Genomic DNA, 12,727 nt, shown 5'->3' with positions numbered 1-12,727 from the left:
TTTCGAGGTGTTTTTTCGTGTCGATTAATACACGCCTTGTGCCAACATGGCATCGGCCACTTTAACGAAACCGGCGACATTCGCACCCACGACATAGTTGATGTTACCTTGCGCATCACTGCCGTATTTTTTACAGTTAGCATGAATGTCTAACATAATGCGATGCAATTTTGCATCGACTTCTTCTCTTGTCCAACTTAAGCGTTGTGCGTTTTGTGACATTTCCAAACCGGAAGTGGCGACGCCGCCTGCATTTGCTGCTTTGCCTGGTCCAAATAATATGCCAGCTTCAATAAAGGCGTTGGTCGCTTCAATGGTGGTTGGCATATTGGCACCTTCGGCTACGACTTGCACGCCATTGGCAATCAAGGCTTGTGCATCGCTTAATGCTAATTCGTTTTGAGTGGCACATGGGAGTGCAATATCGACTTTTAAATGCCACGGCCGAGCACCGGCGACATATTTCAATCCAAAGAGATCGGCGTAATCTTTTACACGACCGCGTTTGACATTTTTGATGTCCATTAAAGCGGCTAATTTTTCTTGAGTGAAGCCTTCTTCATCCACAACGGTGCCGGATGAGTCGGAACAGCTAATGACTTTTGCACCTAGTTGCAGGGCTTTTTCAATCGCATATTGTGCCACGTTGCCGGAGCCGGAAACTGCGACGGTTTTGCCTTTCAAATCTTGACCTTTTTCTGCCAGCATGGCTTGGACGAAATAGACCAAACCATAACCGGTAGCTTCCGGACGAATTAAGCTTCCGCCGAAACTCAAGCCTTTGCCGGTAAAGACACAGCCGGTTTGATTGGAAAGTTTTTTCATCATGCCGGTTAAATAACCTACTTCACGTGCGCCGACACCAATATCACCTGCCGGCACATCTGTATCCGGGCCGATGTGGCGATAAAGTTCAGTCATTAAGGCTTGGCAGAAGCGCATGACTTCCGCATCACTTTTACCTTTTGGATCAAAGTCTGAACCGCCTTTGGCACCGCCCATTGGCAAGGTGGTTAAGGCATTTTTGAAGATTTGTTCAAAGCCTAAGAATTTTAAAATGGATTGGTTGACGGACGGGTGAAAGCGCATACCGCCTTTGAAAGGGCCGATAGCGCTGTTAAATTGAATGCGGAAAGCGCGGTTGACTTGCACTTTGCCTTTGTCATCGGTCCATGCTACGCGGAATTGAATAATGCGTTCCGGCTCAACTAAACGTTCTAATAAGGCTTCAGAGCAGTATTTCGGATTCTTCTCAAGGAATGACCAAATAGACGTGAAAACTTCGCGTATCGCTTGTAAAAATTCCGGTTGGTTTCCGTCACGTTGTTCGACTTTTGCTAAGAATTCTTCGAGTGAGGCAACTGCGTGAGACATAAGAATTTCTCCTGTGGATAGTATGTTGGTGTTTGCTTTATTTATTTTCGCTTGGCTATATTGCTAAGTCGGAATTACTATGCAACAGGAAATCATATGTTTTCAAATATTTTTACGAAAAATAATTAAATTGTTTTGTGTTTTTAACTTATTTTATTTTTTATCTAAAAAATAGATTTGTTTGTTAGATTGGATTTATTTTTTTCGGGAGGGTGATGGCAAAAGTGCGGTCATAAAAATAAGATTTTTTATGACCGCACTTTAGAAGAGATGTTAGGCAAATCTTGCTTTTGCTTCTGCAATGGCTTCTGCGATACGCAACGGTGATACTCCACCTTTGGCGGCGCGTTTGTCTAAGCAGGATTGTAAAGAAAGAATGTCATACACATCGTCCGATACTTTTTCACAAAATTGACGAAATTCAGGAATCGTCAGATCTTCTAAGGCCTTGTGTTGCTTGATGGCATACACCACGGTTTCGCCCACAATGTGATGGGAATCACGGAACGGTACGCCTTTGGCAACCAAATAATCGGCCAGTTCGGTGGCGTTGGAGTAGCCTTTAAGAGCCGATTCGCGGGTGCGTTTCACGTTCACTTTGATGTCGTCTAATACTAATGACGCCATGTCTAAGCAATCTTGCCAAGTGTCCAATGCATCGAAAATGCCTTCTTTGTCTTCCTGCATATCTTTGTTATACGCCAACGGTAATCCCTTTAATGTCATTAACATCCCATTTAATGCACCGATAACACGTCCTGCTTTGCCGCGGATTAATTCGCAGGCATCAGGGTTTTTCTTCTGTGGCATGAGGGAGGAACCGGAGGTTACGCGATCGGAGAGTTCCACAAAGTTAGATTCGCCGCTGTTGAAAATAATCATATCTTCGGCGAAACGGGATAAATGCACCATGCTCAGCGAGGCGGCAGAAAGTAGTTCGACGATATGATCGCGATCGGAGACGCTGTCCAAACTGTTACGGGTTGCAAATGCGAAATCTAAATCTTTGGCAAGCTGTTCGCGATCGATAGGATACGCTGTGCCGGCTAGGGCACCACTGCCTAGTGGGCAGCTATTCATACGGCGGTAAGCATCGGCTAAACGGGAATAATCGCGATCCAACATTTCCACGTAAGCCATGCACCAATGGGCAAAGGTAATTGGTTGGGCACGTTGTAGGTGGGTGTAGCCAGGCATCACAGCATCTTGGTTATTTTCTGCGGTAAACACCAATTTGCGTTGTAACTCGCGAATGGAATGTTGCAATTCGGCTACACGCTCTTTACACCACATTTTGATGTCGAGCGCTACTTGGTCGTTACGGCTGCGACCGGTGTGCAGTTTTTTACCTAAATTGCCCACTTTGTCGATCAGTTTACTTTCCACCCAACTGTGAATGTCTTCGGCATCGTCTTGCAAAATCGCTTGCGGATTTGACTGCACTTCAATCAATAATTCGTTCAATGCTTGTTCTAATTGTTGCTGTTCTTGTACGCTTAAAATATTGACGGAAACCAAAGCCTTCGACCAGCCGATGGAGCCCTCAATATCTTGCTCGGCAAGACGATAGTCAAAGCGTAATGAATCGTTAAAATTTTTAAAACGCTTGTCCGCCGCCTGCGTAAAGCGTCCACCCCAAAGTGCCATAGAATCCTCTAATTTGTGATTGATGTCATTGGTTAAAAAATATATCACAGAAACAAAAAAGGCGATCAACAAAAAATTTGCTTTTTGTGACCGCACTTTTTGTGTCATTGACCGTTATTTTAATAAATCTTCGTTTTTTGCGTGAATCCATTTACCACGTTTTTTATCCATGTATTGAAAATACTCGTTAGCGAACGTGCCTTGGGCACAGGTAAATTTATCACGGCGCGTATTTACGTCTTTGTTTTCCAGTGCTTTGTTTAATGTTTCCGGGCCGGTAAGAACAAATACGCCGCCGTCAACGCGACGATGTTCAATGTTGTCTACGATAATATCCAACGTTTCCTTTAAAAATGGGTTGCCTTTGCGGCTGGCTAAGAAGAAGTTAGTGTAACGTCCACGACGGGTGATGAGGACTTCGTCATCCTCCGGGTCAATCATCGCATCTAAGCAGCCGACAAGATGACCATCAATATCCATATAAATACCGCCGTCTTGGTAGAGTGTGAATAAGCGCCAAAAATCCGCTTGTGCGGCACCGTCAGTCAGTTGGCTGTAAGCGGCAAACGTGCGTGGATCAGCATATTTTTCAATATACTCGCTACGTGCTTCAGTGCTGACATAGCGGTAATCGTAACTTAACGAAAATAAACGGTTGACCAAATAGTTGCAGTAAATTGGCAACGTCACTTTATTGCTGTAGTTGGTTTGCCAAATCACGCGATTAATTTTGCTTGGTTTGCCGGATTGGCGTTTAGCCGGACTGAATTCGGGGATCGTAAAGCGTTTTTTCGGAAAAAGCGCATGGAAAGGGTAGCTTAGGATTTTGACAATGTTCCCGGTTAAGCGTAATAGACCGTTTGAAATTAAAAGTGCGGTCTGATTTTTTATTGTTTTTTGCATTAAATGAATCCGTTTATTCTGTTGAAAAACAGGCTGTACTTTATCACTTTACACAAAAAGAATAAACGTCAGGAAGGCTTTGAAAGAGAAAACATTACATGAAAAGTAGAGTGGTGGGCGATACCGGTCTCGAACCAGTGACCCCCTCCTTGTAAGGGAGGTGCTCTCCCAACTGAGCTAATCGCCCGACGAATCGGTATTTTAAGATTTTAAGTGGTGGGCGATACCGGTCTCGAACCAGTGACCCCCTCCTTGTAAGGGAGGTGCTCTCCCAACTGAGCTAATCGCCCACGTTAGAATCTTAAAATAGGGAAGTATGTAAAGAAGTGGTGGGCGATACCGGTCTCGAACCAGTGACCCCCTCCTTGTAAGGGAGGTGCTCTCCCAACTGAGCTAATCGCCCACGTCGTTACATTGACAACATTGAGAAACCTTGAAAGTGGTGGGCGATACCGGTCTCGAACCAGTGACCCCCTCCTTGTAAGGGAGGTGCTCTCCCAACTGAGCTAATCGCCCTCAATGTTGTGAGCGTGCATTATAATTGCTCAATGATTTCAGTCAACAAATTTTTGCCAAAAATCCGTTGGTTGTTTTAAAAATAGGCATAAAAACAGATTTTTCCTTATGAATTCAAACAACTCGTAGTACAATACCGCATAATTATTTGCACAGAAAAAGGTTATAAAATGAAATTAGAAGCATTGTTTAATTTAGATCCAAACGTTAAGGTGCGTACCCGTTTTGCACCAAGCCCAACCGGTTATTTGCACGTTGGCGGCGCGCGTACCGCACTTTATTCCTGGTTATACGCTAAACACAATCACGGCGAATTTGTGTTGCGTATTGAAGATACCGATTTGGAGCGCTCCACACCGGAAGCCACGCAAGCCATTTTAGAAGCGATGGAATGGTTAGATTTGGCTTGGGAGCATGGCCCTTATTATCAAACTAAGCGTTTTGACCGTTATAACCAAGTTATCGATCAAATGATTGAGCAAGGTTTGGCATACCGTTGTTACTGTACCAAAGAACGTTTGGAAACATTACGTCATACACAAGAACAAAATAAAGAAAAACCGCGTTATGACCGCCATTGTTTACATGATCACGCTGAACATTCTGCCGATGAACCGCATGTTGTGCGTTTTAAAAATCCAACTGAGGGTTCTGTGGTATTTGATGATGCGGTGCGTGGACGCATTGAAATCAGCAACAGCGAATTGGATGACTTGATTATCCGCCGTACCGACGGCTCACCGACCTATAACTTCTGCGTGGTGGTAGATGACTGGGATATGGGTATTACCCACGTTGTACGCGGTGAAGACCATATTAATAACACCCCGCGTCAAATTAACATTTTAAAAGCCCTTGGCGCACCGATTCCGGTATATGCACACGTTTCCATGATTAACGGGGACGATGGTCAAAAACTGTCTAAACGTCACGGCGCAGTGAGCGTGATGCAATATCGTGATGAAGGCTATTTGCCGGAAGCGCTCATTAACTATTTAGTGCGTTTAGGCTGGGGCCATGGTGATCAGGAAATTTTCACCCGCCAAGAAATGATTGATTTATTTGATTTACACTCCGTGAGTAAATCTGCCAGTGCCTTTAATACCGAAAAATTATTGTGGTTGAACCATCACTATATTCGTGAATTGCCAGCGGACTACGTCGCGAAACATTTAGCATGGCAATATCAGGATTTAGGCATTGACACGTCCAACGGCCCGGCATTAACGGAAATCATCACCATGCTGGCGGATCGTTGTAAAACGTTACGTGAAATGGCGCTTGCCAGCCGTTATTTCTTTGAAGAGTTTGACGATTTTGATGAAGCCGCGGTGAAAAAACATTTCAAAGCGGGTGCGGCAGAAGCTCTTAAAAAAGTAAAAGAAAAACTGACCGCACTTTCCACTTGGGATTTGCATTCTACTCATGAAGCCATTGAACAAACTGCTGCCGAATTAGAGGTTGGCATGGGTAAAGTGGGGATGCCGTTGCGTGTGGCCGTGACTGGCGCGGGGCAATCGCCGTCTATGGACGTCACCCTTGTGGGTATCGGGCGTGATCGCGTATTAAATCGTATTCAACGAGCCATTGATTTTATTCACGCACAAAACGTTTAATATTTAATCTGATGGCAATGAATTAAAAATTTAATATTGACAGACCAAGGGGCGGAATTTATCATAGCCGCCACTATACGGGGATATAGCTCAGTTGGGAGAGCGCTTGAATGGCATTCAAGAGGTCGTCGGTTCGATCCCGATTATCTCCACCAAATTTTACAACCTTATCAATTAGTTATTAGTTGGTAAGGTTTTTTTATTTTTTAGCGTTGTGCTTCATGCGTTATCAACGCAAATGCTATTAAGTTCTTGCCTCTAAAGTTATCTCATCTAATGTGAAATTTATGCTTAAAAAGAGCATTTAAACATTTCTTAAATGTTCTATAGCTCCCTGTTTCTTGCTAAATGAGTTGCCCGAAGGGGGAGTTTATGAAACAATTTGTCGCTATTCCAATTTAAAAAAATTAACTGAATTTTAAGGATACGATAGTGATCGATTTCGATGGCTACCGTCCGAATGTAGGCATTGTTATTTGCAACGACAAAGGGCAAGTGCTGTGGGCGAAAAGATACGGACAGAATTCCTGGCAATTTCCGCAAGGCGGGATTAATGATAATGAAACGCCAGAACAAGCGATGTACCGAGAATTATTTGAGGAAGTAGGATTAACACGCAAAGATGTGCGAGTGCTCTATGCCTCTAAGCATTGGCTGCGTTATAAATTGCCAAAACGCCTGCTACGTTATGATTCCAAACCTATTTGTATCGGACAGAAACAACGCTGGTTTTTATTGCAGTTAGTCAGCGACACCAAAAACATCAATATGCAATGCAGTAAAACACCGGAGTTTGATGGTTGGCGTTGGGTGAGTTTTTGGTATCCGGTGCGTCAAGTGGTTTCTTTCAAAAGAGATGTCTATCGTAAAGCGATGAAAGAGTTTGCTACGGTGTTATTTGATGAAAATAACAAAGACTTGTTATTGCGGGCTGACTCTAGCGCAGTAGAAGAGAAAAAGAATACCTTTTCAACGCCAAAACAGACCCATTCAAAGCATTCTAAACATTCATCACAAAAGTATAAGAGATAATTATGTTAACCTTCTTCCTATTTTGTTTGCTTGCCGGTTGTGTCGCCGGCTTTTTAGCCGGTTTATTCGGCATTGGTGGCGGCATGGTGATTGTGCCGATGATGGTTTATTTATTGCCAATTGTCGGCGTACCGGATTCGCTCTTAATGTCCACCGCACTTGGCACCTCCTTCGCGACTATCGTAGTTACCGCTTTTTCTTCCGCACAACGACACCACAAACTTGGCAATGTTGTTTGGTCCACCTTAAAGTATTTTGCCCCCGCATTAATGATTAGTGCCTTCATTTCAGGACAATACATCAGTAAATTGCCTCATGACATTTCCAGCAAGTTGTTTGCCTGCTTAGTTGTTTATTTAGCCGCTAAAATGATTTTGTCTATTAAGCCGAAAAACATCGATCCGAATAAAAAAATTACGCCTTTATCCTCGATTATTGGCGGTGCTTTGATTGGCATGGCATCAAGTGTTGCCGGTATTGGCGGTGGCGGATTTATTGTGCCGTTTTTAAATTCTCGCAACGTAGATATTAAAAAAGCTATCGGTACTTCGGCGTTCTGCGGCATGTTGATGGGGATTGCGGGGATGTTGAGTTTTATGGTGAGCGGTTGGAATGTGCAAGGTATGCCACCTTATTCGATCGGCTTCGTGTATTTCCCGGCTGTATTAGGCATCACGGTCACCTCATTTTTCACTTCTAAACTTGGTGCCAACGCAACGAATAAACTCCCGGTGCCGACCTTGAAGAAAGCCTTTGCCGCCTTTTTAATTGTGGTGGCGATTAATATGTTATTGAAATAAGGAACGTTATGAATTCAGATTACCTTGTATTACCGCATTTCGATCCGGCAATTTTTGAATTTGGTCCCATCGGTTTGCGCTGGTATGGATTAATGTATTTGCTTGGCTTTATTTTTGCTCGTTGGTTAGGTGTACGCCGTACTCAACAAGCCAACAGTGGTTGGACGATAGATCAAGTCGATTCTTTACTCTTTAATGGTTTCATGGGCGTCTTTTTAGGCGGTCGAATTGGTGATGTCTTCTTTTATAATTTTGATCGTTTTTTACAGGACCCGCTGTATTTATTCCGAGTTTGGGAAGGCGGTATGTCTTTTCATGGTGGCTTAATTGGCGTGATTATTGCCATGGTCATTACTTCTAAAATACAAAAACGCAGCTTTTGGGCGACGGCAGATTTTGTTGCACCTCTCATTCCTTTCGGTTTAGGAATGGGGCGTCTTGGTAATTTCATTAATTTAGAATTATGGGGGCGTGCAACGGACGTGCCTTGGGCAATGATTTTTCCGACAGATCCGCTATTATTACCACGCCATCCATCTCAATTATATGAAGCTGTGTTAGAAGGTTTAGTGTTGTTCCTTATTTTGAATTGGTTTATTCGTAAACCACGTCCAATGGGATCGGTTGCCGGCCTCTTCCTCATCGGTTATGGCGTTTTCCGTTTTATGATTGAATATGTGCGCGAACCCGATGTAGAGCTGTTTCTTGGTGTGATCACAAGAGGCCAACTTCTTTGTCTGCCAATGATGCTTGGCGGTGTTTTCATTATGCTTTGGGCATACAACAAAAGTGCGGTGAAAAAATGAAACAATATTTAGATTTGTGCCAACGCATTGTTAACGAAGGCGTTTGGGTAGAAAACGAACGTACCGGCAAACGTTGTTTGACCGTGATTAACGCCGGTTTGACTTACGATGTGGCAAACAACCAATTTCCGTTGATTACCACCCGTAAAAGTTATTGGAAAGCGGCTATTGCAGAATTTTTAGGCTATATTCGCGGTTATGACAATGCAGCAGACTTCCGCAATCTTGGCACCAAAACCTGGGATGCCAATGCCAATGAAAATCAGGCTTGGCTCAATAATCCGCACCGCAAAGGCACGGATGACATGGGACGCGTGTATGGCGTGCAGGGCAGAAGCTGGCGCAAGCCAAATGGTGAACATCTCGATCAGTTGCGTAAAATCGTCAATAACCTCAGCAAAGGCATTGATGACCGCGGTGAGATTCTGACGTTCTATAATCCGGGTGAATTTGATTTGGGTTGTTTGCGTCCCTGCATGCACACACATACGTTTTCCTTGCTGGGTGATACGTTATATCTCACCAGTTATCAGCGCTCTTGTGATGTCCCGCTTGGCTTGAATTTCAACCAAATCCAAGTATTCACTTTCTTAGCATTAATGGCACAAATTACCGGTAAAAAAGCAGGGCAGGTATTCCATCACATTGTGAATGCACATATTTATGAAGACCAGTTGGAACTCATGCGTGATGTGCAATTAAAACGTGAGCCTTTCCCTTCACCGCAGTTGGAAATTAACCCGGACATTAAATCTTTAGAAGACCTGGAAACCTGGGTCACCATGGATGATTTCAAAGTCACGGGTTATCAATGCCACGAACCGATTAAATATCCGTTTTCCGTCTAACAAAGTGCGGTCGGTTTTAAAAACGTTTTTTAAATCCACCGCACTTTTTATCTGAATAGCCTCATGACTGAATCTCAACAGCAACTGGATGAACAATTTATGCGCCACGCCTTAATGTTGGCGGACAAAGCAGAAGCCTTGGGTGAAATTCCTGTGGGTGCCGTGTTAGTGAGCGAAGAGGGTGAAATTATTGGTGAGGGATGGAATTTATCGATCATTGATTCTGATCCCACTGCGCACGCTGAAATTGTCGCGTTGCGTCAAGGCGGACAAACCTTACAAAATTATCGCTTGTTGAATGCAACCTTATACGTCACGTTGGAACCTTGCACTATGTGCGCCGGTGCGATTTTGCACAGCCGTATTAACCGCTTGGTGTTTGGCGCGGCAGACTATAAAACCGGTGCGGTAGGTTCTCGTTTTCATTTTTTTGATGATTATAAAATGAACCATGCCATCGAAATCACCGCTGGCGTGTTGCAACAGGAATGCAGTGAAAAACTCAGTGCGTTTTTTCAAAAACGCCGCGCGCAGCAGAAAGAAGCGAAATTAGCGCAACAGTTGATGACTGAAGCGAAGTCTGATGATTAAAAGTGCGGTCATTTTTTTCAGCATTTTTTAATATCCCTCGTTAAATTTCCTGCGGAGTGATACAATCGCCGCTCAATTTTATTAGTCAAGAGATAAGTTATGTCCCGTCAGAAAAAGACTCGCCGCCTTACAGATATCATGCCGGCCCGCAAATCCGATAAAAAACCGGAACAACCCCTTTCCGGCCGCAAAGCGACACGTTATGAACTGGATGCGAAAGCCCGTGAAGAGAAGAAAAAACGTAAGCATAAAGGATTGGATTCCGGTTCTCGTCATAGTGCGCCGGAAAATAGAGCCGCGAATCAAGTAAAAGAAATTCAGGATCCACGAATCGGTAGCCGTAAAAAAGTGCCGTTGATGGTGGAATTTGTGAATAAACCGCAAAAAGCGCAAGCAGTATCAGCTGCAAAATCTGAGCCAAAAGCAACCTTGGATCCGATGGTAGAATTAGAACAGTTAGAAAATAACGAATGTTTGAATCAGTTGTTGGATCAATTGGATGAAGGTAAAAAATTGTCTGCCGAAGATCAAAAATTTGTGGATACCTGTTTGGCGCGTGTCGCGCAATTAATGGACGAGTTAGGCATTGTGGATGATGAAGAAAACGATGAAGATTTATACCGCACTTTTGAACGAATCGACATCAACCAATTTAAATAAGTATCTTTAAATTATGTGGAAAACGTTTTTACTCATTGCAGCTGTCATCATCATTGCCGGTATGGTCGGTTATGCCGCGTATTTGTTGCTGGCGTTGCAAAAGCAGAAAAAAGCACTGTTGCAAGCACGCCGAAACCGTATTCATCGCATTAAAGAAAGCCTTGAGATTATTGCGAAAGCCATGTTGAACGGTGATTGCAATTTATCAGAAGGTGTATTGCGTTTGAAAATGCTACTCGAACCGGTGGGCATGAGCCTAAAACATTATTCTGCCATGTGGCGATTGTATGAAACGGTCGAAGATATGCCGACCCATGAGGCTCGCAGAGAATTAAAAAAGAACGAAAGAATGCGTTTGGATTTACAGCGTGAAAGCACAGAAGCCGAGCTTGAAAGTAAGATTAAGTTAGAACTAAACCGACTTCTAACGGATATCCAAACATTATAAACGTGGGGGAAATTGAATGTCTGAGATCATTTGGGATTTAGCATTAATTCAAAAATATAATCAATCCGGTCCGCGCTACACATCCTATCCGACAGCGCTTGAGTTTAACGAACAGTATACGAATGAGGACTTTATTGCCGCGGCACAACGTTATCCAACACGTCCGTTGTCATTATATGTTCACATTCCGTTTTGCCATAAACTTTGTTATTTCTGCGCCTGTAATAAAGTCATTACGCGCCATCAGCACAAAGCCGACATTTACTTGGATTTTCTGGAACGAGAAATAAAAGAGCGGTCGAAATTATTTACAAATCGTGTGGCAACGCAAGTGCATTGGGGCGGTGGCACGCCAACGTATTTAACGGAAGCACAATCTGCCCGTTTAATGCAAATGTTGCGCGACCATTTTAATATCGCCGATAACGCAGAAATCAGTATTGAAATGGATCCTCGTGAAATTGAGCTTTCGATGTTAGAACATTTGCATAACATCGGGTTTAACCGCATCAGTATGGGCGTACAAGATTTCAATAAAGACGTACAAAAAGCGGTGAATCGCGAACAGGATGAGGCATTTGTCAATGCGCTGTTGATGCGCGCTCGTGAGCTGGGTTTTCAATCGACTAACCTAGATTTGATTTATGGTTTGCCATTCCAGAGTGTTGAGAGCTTTATGTTCACCTTGAAAAAAGTCATTGAACTCAACCCTGATCGATTGAGCGTATTTAACTATGCCCATTTGCCAAGCCGTTTCGCCGGACAAGCAAAAATAAAAGATTGGCAGTTACCGAAACCGGAGACGAAGCTGGAAATTTTACAAAAAACCATCGAAACACTGGGCAGTGCAGGTTATAAGTTTATTGGTATGGATCATTTTGCCAAACCGGACGATGAACTTGCTATTGCACAGCAAAATGGCGTGTTGCACCGTAATTTCCAAGGCTATACGACGCAGGAAGAATGTGATTTGTTGGGGCTGGGTGTGTCGGCAATCAGCTTATTGGGGGATACCTATGCGCAAAATCAGAAAGATTTGAAGGAATATTATACCGCGGTGGATACCAACGGCATTGCCTTGCATAAAGGTTTAGCCATGTCAGAAGAAGATTGTTTGCGTCGGGATGTCATTAAGCAATTGATTTGTAATTTTAAATTAGCGTATGCCCCATTAGAAAAACAGTACAATATTGATTTTAAACAACACTTTGCTGAAGATTTGGCCTTGCTCGCACCTTTGGCTGCCGATGGTTTATTGGATATCGGTGAGGCGCAAATCACGGTTTCCGCAAAAGGACGTTTGTTGATTCGTAATATTTGTTTGTGTTTCGACACGTATTCACGCGCACAAGCAAAACAACAGCAATTTTCGCGGATTATTTAATTTGAAATGTCTGGGTAGGTTTTATGCCTATCTCTGCGCCTGTTTTCTAAAATAAAAAGTGCGGTTGAAATTCATCGGAAATTTCAACCGCACTTTTCGTTT

General features: G+C 43.4%; 12 protein-coding genes and 5 tRNA genes. 10 read left to right on the top strand and 7 right to left on the bottom strand.

Going from position 1 to position 12,727, the window contains the following annotated elements; all coding sequences use genetic code 11:
- Nucleotides 1-24: 24 nt before the first annotated feature.
- The 7 genes from gdhA to AC30SH_RS07315 all read right to left on the bottom strand — a co-directional run bounded on the left by gdhA (nt 25) and on the right by AC30SH_RS07315 (nt 4,440).
- The gene (gdhA, locus tag AC30SH_RS07345; RefSeq protein WP_212510374.1) at nt 25-1,374 is read right to left on the bottom strand and encodes an NADP-specific glutamate dehydrogenase; all 1,350 of its coding nucleotides are present in this window, start codon (nt 1,372-1,374) and stop codon (nt 25-27) included.
- Between the two features lie 273 nt (nt 1,375-1,647).
- Entirely contained in the window at nt 1,648-3,021 is a 1,374-nt protein-coding gene (gene argH, locus AC30SH_RS07340) for an argininosuccinate lyase (RefSeq protein ID WP_212510375.1), read from the bottom strand.
- Between the two features lie 114 nt (nt 3,022-3,135).
- Nucleotides 3,136-3,924 carry a glycosyltransferase family 32 protein gene (locus AC30SH_RS07335; RefSeq protein ID WP_212510376.1) on the bottom strand — a complete coding sequence of 263 codons (789 nt, stop codon included), beginning with the start codon at nt 3,922-3,924 and terminating at the stop codon, nt 3,136-3,138.
- A gap of 111 nt (nt 3,925-4,035) precedes the next feature.
- A tRNA-Val gene (locus tag AC30SH_RS07330) sits at nt 4,036-4,111 on the bottom strand.
- Between the two features lie 27 nt (nt 4,112-4,138).
- Nucleotides 4,139-4,214 (bottom strand) — tRNA-Val (locus AC30SH_RS07325).
- A gap of 37 nt (nt 4,215-4,251) precedes the next feature.
- Nucleotides 4,252-4,327: transfer RNA gene (locus AC30SH_RS07320), tRNA-Val, on the bottom strand.
- Nucleotides 4,328-4,364: 37 nt separating this feature from the next.
- Nucleotides 4,365-4,440, bottom strand: a tRNA-Val gene (locus AC30SH_RS07315).
- Nucleotides 4,441-4,610: 170 nt separating this feature from the next.
- Here AC30SH_RS07315 and gltX point away from each other — a divergent pair.
- From gltX to hemN, 10 genes are all read left to right on the top strand, one after another.
- On the top strand, nt 4,611-6,056 hold the full coding sequence (gene gltX / locus AC30SH_RS07310) for a glutamate--tRNA ligase (protein WP_212510377.1): 1,446 nt from the start codon (nt 4,611-4,613) through the stop codon (nt 6,054-6,056).
- A 79-nt stretch (nt 6,057-6,135) separates the two neighbouring features.
- Nucleotides 6,136-6,211, top strand: a tRNA-Ala gene (locus tag AC30SH_RS07305).
- A 277-nt stretch (nt 6,212-6,488) separates the two neighbouring features.
- Nucleotides 6,489-7,088 carry an RNA pyrophosphohydrolase gene (gene rppH, locus AC30SH_RS07300; protein ID WP_212510378.1) on the top strand — a complete coding sequence of 200 codons (600 nt, stop codon included), beginning with the start codon at nt 6,489-6,491 and terminating at the stop codon, nt 7,086-7,088.
- A gap of 2 nt (nt 7,089-7,090) precedes the next feature.
- Nucleotides 7,091-7,888, top strand: coding sequence for a sulfite exporter TauE/SafE family protein (locus AC30SH_RS07295; RefSeq protein ID WP_109128460.1), 798 nt, complete (start codon nt 7,091-7,093; stop codon nt 7,886-7,888).
- 8 nt (nt 7,889-7,896) lie between these two features.
- Nucleotides 7,897-8,694: a prolipoprotein diacylglyceryl transferase gene (lgt, locus tag AC30SH_RS07290; protein ID WP_489582325.1), complete on the top strand. Its 798-nt coding sequence runs from the start codon at nt 7,897-7,899 to the stop codon at nt 8,692-8,694.
- Nucleotides 8,691-9,542, top strand: a complete 852-nt coding sequence (locus tag AC30SH_RS07285; RefSeq protein WP_212510381.1) for a thymidylate synthase — start codon at nt 8,691-8,693, stop codon at nt 9,540-9,542. The genes lgt and AC30SH_RS07285 overlap by 4 nt, the downstream gene beginning before the upstream one ends.
- Nucleotides 9,543-9,605: 63 nt before the next feature.
- Nucleotides 9,606-10,133 carry a tRNA adenosine(34) deaminase TadA gene (gene tadA, locus AC30SH_RS07280; protein ID WP_212510382.1) on the top strand — a complete coding sequence of 176 codons (528 nt, stop codon included), beginning with the start codon at nt 9,606-9,608 and terminating at the stop codon, nt 10,131-10,133.
- A 99-nt stretch (nt 10,134-10,232) separates the two neighbouring features.
- Nucleotides 10,233-10,793 carry a Der GTPase-activating protein YihI gene (yihI, locus tag AC30SH_RS07275; RefSeq protein ID WP_212510383.1) on the top strand — a complete coding sequence of 187 codons (561 nt, stop codon included), beginning with the start codon at nt 10,233-10,235 and terminating at the stop codon, nt 10,791-10,793.
- Between the two features lie 13 nt (nt 10,794-10,806).
- On the top strand, nt 10,807-11,241 hold the full coding sequence (locus tag AC30SH_RS07270) for a DUF2489 domain-containing protein (protein WP_212510384.1): 435 nt from the start codon (nt 10,807-10,809) through the stop codon (nt 11,239-11,241).
- Nucleotides 11,242-11,257: 16 nt separating this feature from the next.
- A complete protein-coding gene (gene hemN, locus AC30SH_RS07265; RefSeq protein WP_212510385.1) occupies nt 11,258-12,625 on the top strand; it encodes an oxygen-independent coproporphyrinogen III oxidase in 1,368 nt (455 codons plus the stop codon).
- Nucleotides 12,626-12,727: the final 102 nt, after the last annotated feature.

It is taken from the genome of Aggregatibacter sp. HK296 (genome assembly GCF_980469475.1).
Note: the sequence above shows the minus strand (reverse complement) of the source record. Positions and strands in the feature narration are given on the sequence as shown.